11 protein-coding genes are annotated in these 16,337 nt (G+C 52.6%); 5 read left to right on the top strand and 6 right to left on the bottom strand.

The features are described from left to right. Positions 1-238: 238 nt before the first annotated feature. Positions 239-1,804 (top strand): methyltransferase regulatory domain-containing protein, encoded by a 1,566-nt coding sequence (locus tag VN12_RS04450; protein WP_146675692.1) that lies wholly within the window; start codon positions 239-241, stop codon positions 1,802-1,804. On the opposite strand, the gene VN12_RS04445 is transcribed toward VN12_RS04450, so the two are convergent. Further along, positions 1,754-5,032, bottom strand: a complete 3,279-nt coding sequence (locus tag VN12_RS04445) for a type VI secretion system tube protein Hcp (RefSeq protein ID WP_146675691.1) — start codon at positions 5,030-5,032, stop codon at positions 1,754-1,756. The genes VN12_RS04450 and VN12_RS04445 overlap by 51 nt on opposite strands. 298 nt (positions 5,033-5,330) lie before the next feature. Here VN12_RS04445 and VN12_RS04440 point away from each other — a divergent pair, with 298 nt between their 5' ends. Then, the gene (locus VN12_RS04440; RefSeq protein WP_205855187.1) at positions 5,331-6,047 is read left to right on the top strand and encodes a YkgJ family cysteine cluster protein; all 717 of its coding nucleotides are present in this window, start codon (positions 5,331-5,333) and stop codon (positions 6,045-6,047) included. A gap of 434 nt (positions 6,048-6,481) precedes the next feature. Here VN12_RS04440 and VN12_RS04435 read toward each other — a convergent pair whose 3' ends face one another. Next, positions 6,482-7,639 carry a hypothetical protein gene (locus VN12_RS04435; RefSeq protein WP_146675689.1) on the bottom strand — a complete coding sequence of 386 codons (1,158 nt, stop codon included), beginning with the start codon at positions 7,637-7,639 and terminating at the stop codon, positions 6,482-6,484. Between the two features lie 439 nt (positions 7,640-8,078). Between VN12_RS04435 and VN12_RS04430 the strand changes: the two genes are divergently transcribed. From VN12_RS04430 to VN12_RS04420, 3 genes are all read left to right on the top strand, one after another. After that, complete coding sequence (locus VN12_RS04430) at positions 8,079-8,972, top strand: transposase (RefSeq protein ID WP_146675688.1); 894 nt, start codon at positions 8,079-8,081, stop codon at positions 8,970-8,972. Between the two features lie 61 nt (positions 8,973-9,033). Beyond that, positions 9,034-10,164 carry an ISAs1 family transposase gene (locus VN12_RS04425; protein ID WP_146675687.1) on the top strand — a complete coding sequence of 377 codons (1,131 nt, stop codon included), beginning with the start codon at positions 9,034-9,036 and terminating at the stop codon, positions 10,162-10,164. Then, positions 10,119-10,634: a hypothetical protein gene (locus tag VN12_RS04420; RefSeq protein ID WP_409994269.1), complete on the top strand. Its 516-nt coding sequence runs from the start codon at positions 10,119-10,121 to the stop codon at positions 10,632-10,634. The genes VN12_RS04425 and VN12_RS04420 overlap by 46 nt, the downstream gene beginning before the upstream one ends. A 408-nt stretch (positions 10,635-11,042) precedes the next feature. Here the strand turns inward: VN12_RS04420 and VN12_RS04415 are convergent, their stop codons facing one another. The 4 genes from VN12_RS04415 to VN12_RS04400 form a co-directional block, all read right to left on the bottom strand. Then, on the bottom strand, positions 11,043-11,957 hold the full coding sequence (locus VN12_RS04415; protein ID WP_146675685.1) for a sialate O-acetylesterase: 915 nt from the start codon (positions 11,955-11,957) through the stop codon (positions 11,043-11,045). Positions 11,958-12,208: 251 nt separating this feature from the next. After that, positions 12,209-12,466 (bottom strand): hypothetical protein, encoded by a 258-nt coding sequence (locus tag VN12_RS04410; protein WP_146675684.1) that lies wholly within the window; start codon positions 12,464-12,466, stop codon positions 12,209-12,211. 3 nt (positions 12,467-12,469) lie between these two features. Beyond that, positions 12,470-13,726, bottom strand: a complete 1,257-nt coding sequence (locus tag VN12_RS04405) for a DUF1501 domain-containing protein (protein ID WP_205855186.1) — start codon at positions 13,724-13,726, stop codon at positions 12,470-12,472. A 41-nt stretch (positions 13,727-13,767) separates the two neighbouring features. Beyond that, positions 13,768-16,122 carry a hypothetical protein gene (locus tag VN12_RS04400; protein ID WP_205855185.1) on the bottom strand — a complete coding sequence of 785 codons (2,355 nt, stop codon included), beginning with the start codon at positions 16,120-16,122 and terminating at the stop codon, positions 13,768-13,770. Between the last annotated feature and the right edge of the window lie 215 nt (positions 16,123-16,337).

The following is a 16,337-nucleotide window of genomic DNA, read 5'->3' as shown; positions in this document are numbered from 1 at the left end:
CCTCGCGTCGAAGGGAGAGATTGGTTCCACTCCCATCTTGGTCTGTATCGTAGTCTGCGTCGTCGAATAGACAGCCTCACACTGGGGCTGCTCGCGCGCGAGAGACGGTCGTGCAAAGGATAATTCCGGACCCGCATGTGGCGGCTTCGCTGATCAGCGCCGATTTCGGTTATGCTTACCTTATGGAGAAGATGAGATAATCCCTCGGCTTACTTAGGTTGGAGTTGAGAATTCGTATATGCCATTCGCGAACAGTTACGACGAGCTCCCCTACTCATGTCACCCAGTGCAGGACACGCATCCCGACAATTTAGCCTGCAGGGCGAAGCTATATGGACTTCGACCGCCAGCCGTCGATTCTGCTCGAATACTTGAGTTAGGGTGTGGCAATGGGACGAACCTGCTTTCTCTTGCGTCCATCCTCCCGAACGCGACCTGCGTTGGCATCGACTATGCGGAACGACAAATCGAGGAGGGACGTGCGATTGCCGAAACCGTCGGATTGAACAATGTCCATCTACTCGCCAAATCGTTCGCTGACTTACCCCATGACTTGGGTCAATTTGATTACATCCTTTGCCACGGAGTTTATTCGTGGGTGTCGGCCTCGTTACAGCGCAAAATTCTGGAAACGATAAAAAAGCACTTGGTCGCGAACGGTGTCGCCTATGTGAGCTACAACATCTTTCCAGGATGGCACCTTCGCGGACTGGTTCGAGAGATGTTGTGCTACCAAGCTACCGACACGGGCAGTCCGCAGGACCAAGTCCATCGAGCTCGAAGGTTTTTAGATTTTCTCATTAGCCATTCCCCCGAGTCGAACAATCTCTATGCCAGGATTCTCGAACGCGAACGCGATATCCTCAATCGCACGCCGGATACCTATCTCTTTCACGAACATCTTGAAGAGTTGAATCAGCCGGTTTACTTTCATGAATTTATGGCCTGCGCGGCATCGCACGGACTGCAGTATTTGACCGAAGCTGGAGATCGTCCAGAAGAGTCCAATTTCACGGATGAATTGAAAGCAGACCTTCATCGCATGTCACGCGATAGAATCGATTACGAACAAAGAATCGACTTCCTATTGAATGGAACCTTTCGAAAAACCCTTCTGTGTCATGCTGGACAACAGATTCTCTCGGAACCATCGCAGGTACACATTAGGCAGATGCGGATTCGTGGCTTTTCCAAGCGTCTTGAACCGCTGGAATCGCTCGATTGCGAGCAGGCGGAAACATTCGAAGGGATGCGTGGGGAGAGCTTAACTACAAGCCACCCACTGCTCAAATCCGCTTTAGTGGAATTGTCTGAAGGTTGGCCAAACTCGTTAGCCTTTGACGAACTGCATGCGAAAGCGTCCGCGCGATTGAAGCGCACGGACGACGCTGTTGAGCGGCTGCGAGATGTCGAGTTTCTGGCGCATGCTCTCCTCCGCTGTTACCGAAGCGACCTTGTCGAACTTCACGAATTCGAGCCGGAAAAACCAAGAGTTCAAAGCCCAAATCCTCTCGCTTCACCGCTTGCTAGATGGCAGGCAGGACGCAACGAACCTGTCGTGAATCGCATGCATCAAGTGATCGAGCTAAACGAGTTTGAATCGTTTGTTCTCAGTCAACTTGATGGCATGAATGAGTTGCCTCAACTGGTGGAGATCATAGTGAATCGAGTTCTTCAGGGTGAGGTAAACCTCTATCAGAAAGGCGAACCTGTCAAAGATCCGAGTTTGATTCGCCACGTTGTCGAGCTTTCGTTAGCGAAAGCTCTTGAAAAATTCATGAATGGTAGCCTCCTCGTCCGCTGAGGATTCTTTGTCCGTACTCTTAGTCGACGGCGTTCCGACTGCGCTCTCGGGCGATTCGATCGGAAAGGCAGCATAGTTCAGATCGGCAACCTTAGGGGCAAACGGTTGTTCGGATTGCACGTAGAAATCTTCTTCGTCGGAATCGGAGTGGTCGTTATCCTGGCGAGCGATCATTGCTAATTGGAGACGCCCATTGGGCGGAGAATCCCAATCCCAAGACACTCCAGTAGTACGGAGCCCGGAAGCGATTTCAGGTGCTCCGCCCCCTGTAGAGGAAATGGAGTAGCTAGAAACGAGAACGTCGGTAAGCTTGTATTGCAGATAGGGCTGTTGGCGTCCCTCTCCTAGAACGATCTCCAGTTGTGCCCCTCCTTGCGGGCGTCGCTCACCCATCAAACTCATCAGGGAAGGAGAGCTTCGTTCGGCTTGGCTCTGGAATTCAAATTGGCTCCATTGCAGCTCGCCAAATTCTCGTTCCTTCGTGTCTTCGACTTCACGCGATGCGCTCCAACTAAATCGATCTAACGGGATCCAATGTTTGTGGTCCTTGGTGACGGAATCCGAGGAGATCGTGTCGAGCTTCAAGAAATAGGAACTCTTGGCAGGTGACGGAGTCGTTTGAAGGAGTAAATCAGAGTTGGGTACGATGACAACCCGGCCTGGTAGCTGCGACACGTCGAACGATCCTTGCGTGGATTTCGGAGTTCCCGAGTCCGACTGCGAACTGACTTGTCCCCGCAAAGTTCCAAAATTGAGAGAGAACTCTTCTTGAGGAAGCGTATCGACTTGTCCACTGGAACGGTACGAGGAAACAAGGAGGTCTTTCATTTCCCATTTCAAATACTCATAAGGCCGCTCGGATGATTTTCTTACCGTGAGCACGGCTTTGCTGAAGTGTTTGCCTTGAGCAAGTGCTCGGAAGACCTCTGCGCTACTCGAGTCTGTGGGGCGAACGAAATGAAAGTCCTGTAAAACCACCTTGCCGCCGCTGCCGCCCGTCATTTGAGGATTCGACATACCCCAACTAAAGGAATCGATACTAATGCTCCCTTTGTGTCGGGAGTCGGACGATTCTCCTTTGATCCCTTCAATCTCCAGCAAGTAGTCGACGGCCGAGGCCGGTGCTTCCGTAACCCCGAGCAAGCGATCGCCTGCAATAACGGTGTCGCGAGGTCTTACCGAAACCAGCTGATCGTTCTGGGTGGGGGTTCCGGTGGCATCTTGGGATCCGCTTTGCTCCATGCGAATGTTATCGAATTGGAGGCCCACTTCCTCGATCGGCTGCGTGTGGTTTAACGCTCTCATCTCGTAGTGGCTTACGTCGGCGCCATTCAATTCCCATTTGATGTATCCCGATTCGCTACCGCTCTTGCGAACGAACAAGACGGCCTTGGAAATGTGCTTCCCGCGAACCGGCGCGTCGGCTACTGCATTCACAAAAAGCGGGGACAAGGGGCCAGTCGGCGATACGAAATGGAAGTCTTGAAAGGCTACTTTTCCAGACCGGCCGACGGCTCCACCAGAACCTGACTGGCTCAAACCCCAACTAAATGACAACACATCGATTTCACCTTTGTGCTTCGAATTGCTCGATTCCCCTTTGATTCCATCGATCTCGAGAAACGCGTCGAAGGCTGCTCGCTCGGTCTCCTGGTTTCGAGCAAGCCTGATGGGTGCTTCGTCCATCGTTCCAGCGGACGCAGGGACCGTCCATGTCATGCTGGTCGGTCGTGCGTCTACCTTTGAACTGGAAACGGGTTGGTAATCGAATTTGATCTTCGTAAAGTTCAGAGAGTAGCGATCACTTGGAAAGGAATTGTTTTGAGACGAAACGCTGTAGCTGGAAACCAGGATGTCTTCCAACTCAATCTTCAGATATTCCCGTGGGGAATCGCCCGATTTCCGCGCGGAGAGTGTCGCAAACTTGATGTGTTCTCCCTTGGCAACGCTCTGCATCAAGGAAGGAGAGGCCTTGCTAACCGTTGAGACGAAGTGGAAATCCTGGAGGCTCACTTTGCCGCTCGATCCCCGTCCTCCCGATTGGCTAAGGCCCCAACTAAAGGATTCGATCTGGATGGCGCCCTTGTGCTTTGCATCCGTGGACTCCCCCTTGATTCCATCAATCTCCAAGAGAAAGTCGCTTCCTGCTCGTTCCGGAGTTGTACGGTCCATCAATGTGGGAGATGGACTCGCGTCACTTTGAACTGCCGATCGAAGATTCGTCGCAACGGTCTGGCTTGTTTGCCCCGACGCACGAGGATGCGAAACGACTTGATCCATGGACTTGAACGACAAAGTGAACTCTTCGAGCGTCTCGGATGATGAATCACCGGCAGTTCGATATGAAGACACGAGAATATCGGTCAGCTTGATCTTGAGGAACTCATTACCCTGCGGTTGACGTACGACCAAAACGGCCTGAGGAATGTGTTTGCCGGTAGCGACCGATTGGAGAATCGTCGGAGACGCTTTGCTAACTCTTGTCACGAAGTGCATGTCCTGCATACCCACAGCGTCCGTTTGATTCCTTCGCCCGAGTGAGTGGAACCCCCAACTGAACGATTCGATGGAAATTCCATCTCGAACGCTGGTATCGGAAACTTCGCCTTTGATTCCATCGATTTGAAGGAATGCATCGGTTTGATCGAGATTGCTCGAAGCGACATTTTCGAGCAATGCAGCAGCTGGTTCGAATTTGATCGGGTTCTTGGGAACGGCAAATGATCGAGTCACGGACTCGCGAACCCCCCCGTCTGGACTGATCGTCGAATAGGTTTGCTCCAATTTCGAAAACTGGATCGAAACTTCCTCTTTGGGTTTCTCCTCATTCAAACTGCGAGTATAGATCGAGGATACTAAGACGTCCTGAAGCTCGATCTTCAAGTAACTCTGCCCATCTGAACCCGCGTTGCGGACATGCAAAGAGGCTTTGGGAAAGTGCTTTCCTTGAGCAATCGATTGGGCTAGTTGAGGGGACGCTTTGCCAAAGTTGGAAACAAACCGGAACTCGTCCGACGTGAGCTCCGTGATAGGTGCTCTCCCAGGTGAAGTGGAGGGGTTGTGACTTCCCCAGCTAAAGGAATCGAGCTCGATCGCGTACGGCAACTTGTTGTCGGAAGACTCCCCTTTGATTCCGTCAATTTCCAAAAGAAAATCGGAGGCGAGCAGTTGTCGGGCCTCCAATCGCTCAACCCAAAAATGACGACGAGGGAAAGTAGAGGACTTCATGGCCCGACTCCTGCGGAAAATGCCTAGCGAAGAAACCCAAGGGTAGATACGGTCTGCCGCGACTCCACCGGGAGCACCATGGAAATCGTGGACGACCCATCTTATGCTGTATAACCTAGCGTTGTTGGCGTTTTAAACGCAATCAACTGCCTTTAGAAAATTAAATATTTAATCCAAAAACAAGCTGCCTTGTTTTGGGGGACCGAACCTGCTGTCCTGGAAAGTAAGCAAAACGATGTCAGACTCGTCGTCTTCAAGGGTTCAGCTATCGATGCGCATCCTTGGAAATCGGATCGAAATGGACGTGCCCTCGCCCCCTCCGCTCTCGCGATTGGACGAAGTCCTTCCCCTTTGCCGTGAGGTGGTCGATGAGGAAATTGTCGTGGCCTCGCGGCAGGCCGCTTCAGAAGGGAGGGACGTCTCTTGTCGCCAAGGTTGCGCCGCCTGCTGCAAATCGCAACCGGTGCCAGTGACTCCTCCAGAAGCATTCGCTCTAGCGAAATGGGTTGCCGAACGGGAACCATCGGAGAGGGACGCGATACGCGACCGATTCAAGCAAAGAGTGCAAGCTTTAGAGGATGCGGAATTGGTAGACATCTACTTCCAAGATCGCTCATCCATGAGCCGGGAGGAAGTCCGTCGAGTGACAGATCGTTACTTCCAACTTCGACTGGAATGTCCATTTCTTGTCGACGACGCGTGCAGTGTCTACGCCCAGCGTCCCTTCGTTTGCAGACAATATCTCGTCACTTCCGACCCGGTACACTGCGAAGCGCCGCTCGAACGCCCTGTTTCTGTGTTGCCGATGCAGATCAAGGCCGCTAGCTCCCTTCTGAAGTTATCGAGCATGTGTTTGGGGAAATCGCAGTACACCATCCCGCTAATCCTCGCTTTGGAATACGTCGAACGTTTCGGAAGGGACTTGGAAGAAAAGTTTGACTCCGAGATGCTCTTCCGAACATGGCTTGAACAGGTCTGTTCGCAAGAGTCCAAATCACAACCTCAAGACCGCTAAATCCCAGGCACCCACCCATTAAATCCCAGGCACCCACCCATTGCGGCACATTCCCGAAAGTAGGCACCCACCTAATCCAATAGAAGGCACCCACCTAATGGGGGGGAGGAGGTTTCTCGCAAAGGCGCCAAGACGCAACGAAACGTTCCCGAAAGCAGGCACCCATCTTTTGGAGGGGACGGGGACGGAGGGGGGACAGGGTTTGGGGTGGAGTTGGGGGCGGAAGTGGCCTGGGGGGCTGGAATTTAGAGGGATTGGGCTCGGATGGGCGCAGCGGCGAGCCGGACCCGAGAATGCAGGAGGGCGAAGAGAGGGAGATGGGAGAGAGGGAGACTGGAGAGCGGACGTTCTGGCTCAGGCTCCAAGGTGGGGAACCGGAGCTAGCGGAGCCACTTGCTACTTGCCGGTCGCCAGTTGTCGCGAAGCGCTGCCCGCTAGGCGAAGCAAGCGGCAGCTTGGCGCTGGCCGCGACTCCAGCGTTTGTGGGTCCGCTCCGCGTCGGCGATCATCGCCTTGGGATTCCCACTACAACGGCTTGTCCCAAAGTACTTCGTGTAGTTCCACACCAAGTCGCACCACATGCTCGGTTCCACTCCCAAGCCGGTAAACAAGGGCTCTAAGGATTCAGGAACCCGACACACGCTCCCTGGCGGATGATCCTTCTGCTTAGCAGTCCATTGCAACAACTTCACATAGTCCTCCAGGTTCATCGTCAAGAACCCTCGGTTGCTGGCGCGCAGACCATTGGTGCTGGCCTGCGGATCAAACGCGTCCACTTCGGGGTCGAGCGTCAGAGGGGCCAACCAGGCGTCTCGGGGGACCAGTGGACGGGGGCCAGTCGGCTTACGAGCCTTCTTCTGCTCCTCGAGCGTCATCTTGGTCCTCCTCGCGATCGATTCCTCCCGGGACAAGGGAATACGATCCAGAGCCGAGGATTCGATCATCGCTCCCTTGGCAGCCTCGATTCGATCAAACACCGACGTGTGCATCGAGAGTTCGATTGTTGCGGCCAGGTTCGCGCGCAAGACATTGAGATCCACATACATGGCGCAGGCCAGCAAACCCGCTTCATCGAGAAGCCGCTTCGCTTTGAATCGGCCATCCCAGAAGCAGCCACTGCATTCATCTTCTGCATTGGCTCGCCTGGCGATGACTTCTGCGAGAGAACGCATGAACCAAGAGATATCGGAGAGTCGGCTGCGATACTCTTGGATCTTCTCGGGATTGGCTACAGCGCTTCGGACATCCTCCTCGTTGGGCTCTGCCAAGACATCGAGGATTCGGGTGCCTGGAAAGAGTCTTAGCCAGCGGGTGGCGACTTCTACGTCGGACCAAGTCTTCACGACATCGGGGCGATTGCGGAGGATGACATGGAGGTGATTGGATAGGACGGCATATTGGAGAACGTCGATACCGAAGACAGAGGCCAGGGATTCAAGGCGCTGGCGAATCCATTCTCTGCGGTGGGTGTAGTCTTTCTGGGTGAGCTGATCGAAGCCAGTAAGAAAGGCACGACGGACACAGCGATGGTAGCAATGAACAAGGCAGATTTCGTCGCTGACGAACTGCTCACAGCGGAGCGTGCTGGACATGGTGGATTTCTCCAAGAAGTTCGGGGTGTAGATCCCATCACCTTATGGGATTGAAGGAAGGGATGCAACCAAATAGGTGAACTTTTTGGAGAGGGGTAAATGAGAGGCACCCACGAATGGCACTGTAATCTCCAATGATCGCGCAGTTCCCCCTAGCGACAGAGCGGGAATTTTCTTTAGAATCTCGCTCGCCTTGAAGATTGTTCTGGCTATGAACCCATTTTCTTGGCTATGATTTTGATCGTCTCTCCTTGGTTAAGTTGCCTAAACATAAACCAAGGAGGGTTTTGTTTTGGTCTCTATACCACCAAGGCGATCTCAAGCCAATTTCAGCTTTGGAGATTCCATCAAGGCTTTCCTGCTGCAACCCGGACTGCCGTTTGCATCGATTCTTTGCGAGCAGCACATCAGAAATGTTTTTCGCAAGCACGGTTGCACGATGAATGGGATCTATTCCACCGCAATTGTCTTGTGGGCGTTCATGTCGCAAATTATGCGTGATGGGAAAGAAGCCGCTTGCCAGTCCGCCGTCGCTCGTATTACGGCATTCTTTACTCTTCACGGGAAGTCAGCACCCGGGGCCGATACGGGGAACTACTGTCGCGCAAGAGCAAAGCTTCCCGAGGACGCTTTGAAAGAACTATGCCTTGGTGTTGCCTCTGAAGCGGAAGCCAAGGTGGAGTCCAAATGGCTCTGGAAGTCTATGCATGCCAAGCTTATTGATGGATTTACTTTCAAAATGCCCGATACGCGAAAGAACCAGAAAGAGTATCCGCAGCATACTGCCCAAAAGCCAGGGATTGGTTTTCCTATTGCTCGTGTCTTGGCTGTGATGTCGTTGGCCACAGGTTGTTTGCTTGATGCAACGGTCGGTCCCTTCAGCGGAAAAGAAACGGGCGAAACCAGTCTTCTGCGTCGGTTGCTCAAAGGTTTTTCAGCGGGAGATATCGTGATTGCTGACCGCTTCTTTTGTAACTACTGGTTGATCGCGATGTTCATGAAATTGAACGTTCATGTTTGTTTTCGCAGGAAGAAGGGACACACAGATTTTCGAACTGGAAAGCGATTGGGTAAACAAGATCACTTGATTCAGTGGTATCGTCCCGCTCGTCCGGCCTGGATGAGCCACGAGATGTACCAATCCTTACCGCTCGTGATCGAACTACGGGAGTTGCGATATACGGTCGAAGCTCCGGGCCGTAAATCAGGCCCGTTTATCATTGTGACAACATTGCTAGAGCACAAGGGTGACCAGGGTGTTAGCTATGAGGAGATATCCAGGGCAAACGCATCATCAGTACAAACTTTGATTATTCGTTTGGGGGTTGTCTAAGCAAATGCTAGCAGCAATAGATTTCAGAAGTTGATCCGATCTTCTTCGTGGAGTCCATGGAATGGCAGCAAAAACCAATCTCGTCGAGTGTATGTCGCTTGTTGAAGATCCACGCATTGAGCGAACAAAGGCTCATGACCTTAAGGATATTCTTGTACTCTCGGTCCTGGCTGTCCTTTGTGGAGCCGATGGATGGGAAGATATCGAGTTGTTCGGAAAGATCCGATTGTCGTGGCTTCGCAAATTCATCAAACTCAAGAACGGTGTGCCGTCCCACGACACCATCAGCCGTGTTTTTCGGATGATCAAGCCGGATGCCTTTCAAGAGGCCTTTTTAGCATGGGTAGAAAGCTTGGACTTTGGTAGCGACGGACTCAATGTTATCGCGATCGATGGAAAATCCCTTCGACGATCGCACGACAAGAAGTCGTTCAAAAACATGTTGCACAGTGTTGCTGCATGGAGTGTTGCAAATCGGCTTGTTCTCGGCTGCGAGTCTGTCGATGAGAAATCCAACGAGATCACGGCAATCCCCGAGTTACTGAAGAAACTCGAGCTTCGTGGTGCCATCATCACGACAGATGCGATGGGAAGCCAGAAAGAAATCGCCAAGCAGATTTCTGATGACGGAGGTGACTACGTTTTGGCAATCAAGGACAACCATCCTAAGTTGGCGAAGGCTATGGGCGAATACTTCGATAACGTGCATGAGCAGGGATTAGCCGAACACAAAGTTAGGCACCACGAGACTTATGACAAAGCACACGGTCGCACCGAGAAACGGTACTACTATCACGCCCCAATTCCTGACTGCCTGCGGGAGTTTACAGAGTCATGGGATGGCGCTAAGTCAATTGGACAAGTGCACAGCATCACGCTTCGCAACGGCAAGGAAACGATTGAGACTCGCTATTATCTGAGCAGCCTTGAAGTAGGCGTGAAACGATTTGCGAGTGCGGTCCGAAGCCATTGGGGCATCGAGAACTCGCTCCATTGGGTGCTGGATATGACATTCAACGAAGATCAAAGCCGGATACGAAAGGGTCATGGCCCTGATAACTTTGCCCTACTTCGACGCTTTGCAATTAATATTCTCAGCTTGGACACATCCAAGGAGAGCACGCGCAAAAAACGCAAACGCGCGGCTTGGGACGAAAACTATCTCCTAAACCGCCTCGCAGCAATCATTTAAGATGCGGTTGCCCTGAGGAGATATCCGATCTGTTTAGCTTTCGTTGGAATGCAGAACTTGACATCCGTTCTATCAAGACGTTTATGAATTTAAACTTTGTGAGATGCTTATCGCCCGAGATGGTCAGGCGAGAGTTATGGACGACGCTTCTTGCCTACAACTTGATTCGAACAACGATTTGCTCTGCCGCTTCGCTCTCTGGAAAGCGGCCGCGAGAGATCAGCTTCGTCTGTGCTAGCCAGTACATCCTAGCGAGTTGGCAGGAGGTGACGGCTCATCTTCGCGGCAAGCAACTTGAGCGTTACGCCAGATTTCTCCTCGAGCGGATTGCGAACTGTAAGGTTGGCAACCGTCCGGGGCGGATTGAACCGCGAGTTGTAAAGCGACGCCGCGACCAATACGCGCTGATGACCGAACCCAGAAAACAACTCCAAAAGCGACTCTATAAAGGCGATAACCGATTTGAATGAAACGACTTACGCAAATCGATTACAGTGCCATTCGGGGCACCCACCTAACGAGAGGGGGTAAATTGAAGGCACCCACCTAATGGGGGGGAGGGAGGTTTCTCGCCAAGGCGCCAAGACGCAACACCTCAATAAGAGGTACCCACCTTGTGAGGGGGGAGTTGAATAGGAGACACCCACAATTTTTGCTCATCCAACAGGGGGGGGGAGGTTTCTCGCGAAGGCGCAAAGACGCATTCGTTCCCGATAGGAAGCACCCACCTTTTGTCATTCCGGGGCGCGAGTACGGTATTCAACGCACGAGCTTGAGAGGATACATCGTATCGCTTTTGAACAACGCGTGAGTCTACGAGGATACCTTGCATTGGTTTTAATCAACCTGCGAGTCGGAGAGGGTAACTTGCATTGGTTTTAGTCGACGCGCAGGTCTGAGAGGATGCCACGCATTGCTTGAGCAAATTCAGTTCCAAGCCTCAACTGGCCTTGCGCGTCATAGTGGACGGTATCTGCTTCGAGTGAGAATCCATCGGTGGGCACCATGGCTGTATTCTTCATCGATTCTGGCTCGCCGGAGTCACTTGCACACGCAGACATGGAAGCTCGAATTTCACGGCGATGTGTAAACCGATCCAGTGGTGGTTCGTGCGGGAGGACTTGGCCGAACACAAGAGGCAAGTCCTGGCTCACGGCCAAGTCTTCCGCAAGTCGTTTTCTCAATCGCTTCAAGCTGGAAGCGTATTCGGTGGCAGATGTTCTGTGCTTTGAATCTTGCTCGCCCTGCATCCATAGGAAACCTCGTACATTGGGAGCCAGCCCCTCCTGTACCAAATGGCTTATAGCCTTATGGAACATCGCTCGCATTTCGATGTAAAGCGTGCCAGTATTCGGGTCTTCGTCGTTTTCACCTGGGTAGAAAGTACGGCGCCCCGGTGCGGGTTCTTCTCCAACCCAGCGATTTCCATCCCAGCCTTGATGCAACGGCATTCCGCTCGCGTAGTATTTCACCAAGTAGACCGGGCGATTCGCTGTCGCCATCGTCAACGCAAATCCTACCCCTGGACCAAAATCGGTAATCCTCGCAGATGTCTTCGTTTTCCCAAGGATGAGCGGCTCGAATCTGCCATTGTTCCAAAAGAAAGTGAACGGGATTTCTTTGGGAACATCCGCAGGAAGCTCTTTTACCTTCCCGACCCCTTGCATGTTGGATTGACCTCCCAATAAGAAGACATCCACCGTCATGCGAGATGATGCGAGAGGTTGTTGAGAAAAGACCGGGGAAGCGAACATGAGTAGTCCGACAAGAATCACCGAAGTAACGCGTATCATCCATTTCAATCCAAGTTAAAGAAATTGTTCATTCCGGCATGATTGCACTCAATCATGCTTCATGCTTGAACCAGGATGGTCCGAACGGTCATCAAGCCAAGTTCTTTGGGAAAATGAATCGAACGGACGTCCCTTCAAATGCAAATATGCATGCCACCGCTTAGTCCTGTTGGTTCGGCTGACGCACGGGTCCTTGGGCGAAACAACGATCGTTTGTCTCGCTGATGGAACCGTTTGGGAACGTCGGTACTTCATTCCGAATGAAGTCGATCGAAAAGCATTCTTGCACCAAACGCAGCAGGGAATCCAGCGAGACAACCACCCACTAAAAATCCGATCCAGTAGTCCAGAATCTCGCTGTTCGGCGTCTTGCCCGGTACGAACATTCCCATCATTATCATGACTTTACCTGCCAAGATTACTCCCGCCATAAAGGCAAGTCCGCCTGCGGAGCCCACAACTCGCGAACGCATTCGTTTCGTGTGAATGTCCATCCAGTTATTCGACATTCTTTACCCCCATAAGCCTTGTAGTTGTTCTTCCGGCTTCACGCCCAAGGGAAATTGTTCGCAATGGGGATGGGAGTTGATGCCAGCGTATTGTCGTAGGGATTCATGGATATGCTCGGGACGTATCCTAATTCCCTTTTCCTGGTCCACAGCCAATCTCTTCGGATCCAAAGGTACCGCGAATTGGCCGTCGTCTGTTGCACCGACAACCCGGTTGCCCGTTATGCCTGGTCCTATGAACAGGATGGACCCGATGGACCAGTGATCCTTTCCGTTGCCTTGATTGTACGTGGGCGTTCTCCCCATTTCGCTTTGGGCTATGACCACCAACTTTTCCCTAATCTGCAATTCCTCCGCGCGACGCAGAACGTAGGCAATCCCTTCTAGAAATTCGGGGATTAGTTTCATTTGATCTTCATCATTGTTTGCATGACTATCGAACTGTCCAATGGATAGATTCGCTGAAACGCACACACCCGCTTTGAAGGAAGCTAGGGCAATTTCGGCTTGCTGAGCCAGTCTCTGCTTTGGGACTTCTTTGGGAATGTGAGGCGTAACGCGAGCAAGAGCTTTCGAATTGACCTGGGCTGAGTAGAGCATGTTTTCAGCGCGCGTCTGGCGCGGAAGGGTCGGCTCAGACATTCGGGTACTGTGTTGTTCTGATAACGCTTGCTCAATTCGATCGAGCGCGAATTCCGAGTGGTACGGTGAACGGATGTTGCCATCTATCGCATCTGCGTTGGCAATGCGCTGCAAGGATGGAAGGTAGGGCACTCGGGACATTGCGACCAAATTGCCTGTTGCCGAATAATTGCCAAAGGTTAGGAAGGAGAGCGGGCAGCCAGGGCCTTGGCAGGCCGCTACCAGAGCAGCAAAGGTAGGATAGGCTAAACTGTCTAGCTTACCCGTCGCCATATAGCGCGAGCAGGGGGAGTGGTTATTGACCGAATAATCCAATCCATTGAACGCCAGCAATTCGTTTCCAAACGCGGAGTAGAAATCCTCGTTGCTAAGTCCTCCCTTTTGGTGTTTTGCTGAAGGTGCAAAGCGGTGTTCGCCATGCGTCAGGATATCCCCACGAGTGTATAACCGGTTGATTCCATCAACTCCTTTTGGGTCCATCAAACAGGTCGTGTCCCATCCGCCGGATGCGTTGAAAACGATGTAGTAAGGACCTTCATGTGCAGGAAGCTCCTCCCGCGGTTCCGCTTGGACCGGATACGGGAAATGCATCGGTGTAGCAAGACCCAGTCCTGCCATGGCACACCACTTGAGAAACTCACGACGCATATTAACCAACATCACTCATATAGGAATTCTTGCCGTCGCAGCAAGTAGGTAACGACGGCGCGCCACGCACGCACCGTGTAATGGGGATCGGGGACCGGTTTCTCTAGACCTTGGCGACAGCTCCATATTTCCTGCGGTTCCGACGAGCCTTGGGTTCGAGCATCTTCTATCACACCGAGAAACAGCGCATAGGTACGTGAAACATCGGCGGAGTTCTCTTCTTCGAGGCGGCCTAAAATACGATCATGCAAGTGGACGATTGCCTCACGAATGCGAAGGTCCGTTTCCGGAGAGGAACCCGGGACGAGATCAGGCTCGATGTTAGGAAAGAGTATTCGATCTTCTGGTGAACGACTGAAATCCAACGCGACATTGCGACACGCTACATCGTTGGCAAGGGTTCTTTGGATGGCTCCCATTGCACCGCTCGGGTCGGTCGCTCTTTCCGTGACTTCCTTGGAATCGATGCCACCATAGAGCATTGCAGTTTGCTCATTCAAACGTCCCCAAGGGTGACCGAATACAGCCTCAATCTTTCGCTCTAACTGCTCGGGGGACAAGAGCCGCACCACACCCAAATCGTCTAATTCAGCGAGTCTACCTGGCGAGCGTTCGACTGTCGCAAGACCATCAGCGCGATAGGTTTCCGATAATATCCAGTCGGTCAGAAGCTGTCTGAATTGGAATCCTGTTTCCGTGAAACGCGCTGCGATTGTCTGGACCTCTTTGCGCTGTTCTTGATAGGCGCGTCGACGGTGAGCAAACTGTGGGTCGTCGATATCTTTGGGTGGCTGGAGTAAGCGGCGGCCTGTCAATACATAGTAGGCATGCTCGGTCATGGCGATGGCAAATCTCGGGTCCTTTACCGTTCGCTCTCCTAGCCATGCAAGGGCTCGCCACCGCTCTTGATCCGGAAGATTTTCTCCTTCAAATCCCGCCTCGAACATGTCGCTGAACCAACCTTCCTTGCGGCGACCGTAGATGGCAAAGTTAGCATCAAATCTCCAGTAGTCCTGAAACAGACCAGCTACGGGATCGAGAGTCTTGTGGCAGACTACACACTCAGGTGCTTGCATGGTAGGAATTTTGAATTGCGCAGTCGCGGTTGCCGCATCGGATCCTCGCGCGGCAAGCTCCAGCACGTCCACTCCCAGGAAGTGCAGGTAGAACATCCTGGCCCGAAGGCGGTTTCGATTTGTTTCCGTGGTTGGGTATCGGCTGAGATATTGGAATGTGCTCAAGATCCCAGAATGCGGATAGTTGCCAGACGCGGATTCTTGATTCTCCGATTTATTACGTCCAACCAGGGCCCGAAGCTTGACCGGGATGTATTCGAAGGGGTCGTCGGGATTAGCGAATCGGTCCTTCACTTCTTCCAAGATGCCGTAACCTCGAGAGGAGTAGGGCGAGACCATGATGTAATCGGCAGTCACAATCTCGGTGAATGGACGATTGCTTCGAAGGATATACTCGATGAGCTTCATGGGTTCGCCGAGCAAAGCCGAGCGGTACTCATTGGCTAGTTTGTAACCTACTTGCTCACGTTCTTTGGCATCAGTAATATGGCTCAGATCGTGTTTCTGATACCAAAGACGGGTCTTTTCGAAGTGCTCGTAAGAGAGGACAGTGGAGTCCGCGTTCCCCTCGATTCCCTCGGTTAAAAAGATGTCGTTGAATGCCTCCGCTATTCGCTTGTAGAAGGACTCTTCGCGCATGACCGCATCCAGGATTGGTGGCAAGGCATCGATACCATGCTCGTCGACGATCTTTAATTCTTCGTTGGTTGGAAACCTGCCGGCGAGCGACAAAATCGCTCGGCGTAGCAAGCGGCGATCATCTAGCATTGCAACTCCGTCGTAGAAGGGACGTTGTTCGAATGCACCTTCGGGTAGCATGGGCGCATCGGAGCTTGGTAGGTTCACGTGACGGACGAACTGTTCGAGGAGTCGGTAGCCAGTGGATTCTGGCTGCAGCACGCGTTCCCCCCCATGATCCAGTTCGCCAACGACCTTTGCGAGGAGCAGCGACCGATCGCCTGCCTTCCAGAGGGCAGCTCGCTCCAACGTTTGGCGATTGAGGGAGAGCCATTCGCTGCTTTCCTTTGCAGATGCAAGACGGAGATCGCGAAGAATGAATCGGGTCCGTTCGGCGTCTCCACCGGACCGGTGGCATTGCAAACACTCTGCTTCAAGAACTTTTGGCCAGACTTCCTCATCGAAGAATCGCTCGACATGTGCCTTGCTTCGGGTGACCGGACAGAGGGGATCATCCGCATAGAGCCACGACGGGCTGCAGTCGAATACCAATAAAGCGAACGCACTAACCATCCAGCGGGGCGCAAGGGAGGGAGGGATTCGAACCGTCATCGAGTTTCACCGAGCCTGGTGAAGTCACTTGACTTCGCGAAAGGAAGGGAGCCGAGGGTGGGAGGGGCGAGATCAACTCAGACTAAAATGGTATACCCACGCCGCGCTGATTGCAATTCGCCTGCCCGAGCCATTGTGGCGTTCAAATTCCACATGGTGAAACGGTGTCTAAGATGGACGAGACGGGCTTTAAGGAGAGCGAGTCCACATTCACG

Source organism: Pirellula sp. SH-Sr6A (assembly GCF_001610875.1).
Lineage (GTDB): Bacteria > Planctomycetota > Planctomycetia > Pirellulales > Pirellulaceae > JBKCUI01.
The sequence above is the reverse complement of the archived record's forward strand: the minus strand, read 5'-3'. Positions and strand labels throughout refer to the sequence as shown.

Bases quoted from the DNA above. Each gene is read 5' to 3' on its own strand.
- VN12_RS04410 (WP_146675684.1), bottom strand. From the start codon at position 12,466: ATGTCGAATAACTGGATGGACATTCACACGAAACGAATGCGTTCGCGA.
- VN12_RS04400 (WP_205855185.1), bottom strand. From the start codon at position 16,122: ATGACGGTTCGAATCCCTCCCTCCCTTGCGCCCCGCTGGATGGTTAGT.
- VN12_RS04440 (WP_205855187.1), top strand. From the start codon at position 5,331: ATGGACGTGCCCTCGCCCCCTCCGCTCTCGCGATTGGACGAAGTCCTT.
- VN12_RS04415 (WP_146675685.1), bottom strand. From the start codon at position 11,957: ATGATACGCGTTACTTCGGTGATTCTTGTCGGACTACTCATGTTCGCT.
- VN12_RS04450 (WP_146675692.1), top strand. From the start codon at position 239: ATGCCATTCGCGAACAGTTACGACGAGCTCCCCTACTCATGTCACCCA.
- VN12_RS04430 (WP_146675688.1), top strand. From the start codon at position 8,079: ATGAATGGGATCTATTCCACCGCAATTGTCTTGTGGGCGTTCATGTCG.
- VN12_RS04405 (WP_205855186.1), bottom strand. From the start codon at position 13,726: ATGGCAGGACTGGGTCTTGCTACACCGATGCATTTCCCGTATCCGGTC.
- VN12_RS04445 (WP_146675691.1), bottom strand. From the start codon at position 5,032: ATGAAGTCCTCTACTTTCCCTCGTCGTCATTTTTGGGTTGAGCGATTG.
- VN12_RS04425 (WP_146675687.1), top strand. From the start codon at position 9,034: ATGGCAGCAAAAACCAATCTCGTCGAGTGTATGTCGCTTGTTGAAGAT.
- VN12_RS04435 (WP_146675689.1), bottom strand. From the start codon at position 7,639: ATGTCCAGCACGCTCCGCTGTGAGCAGTTCGTCAGCGACGAAATCTGC.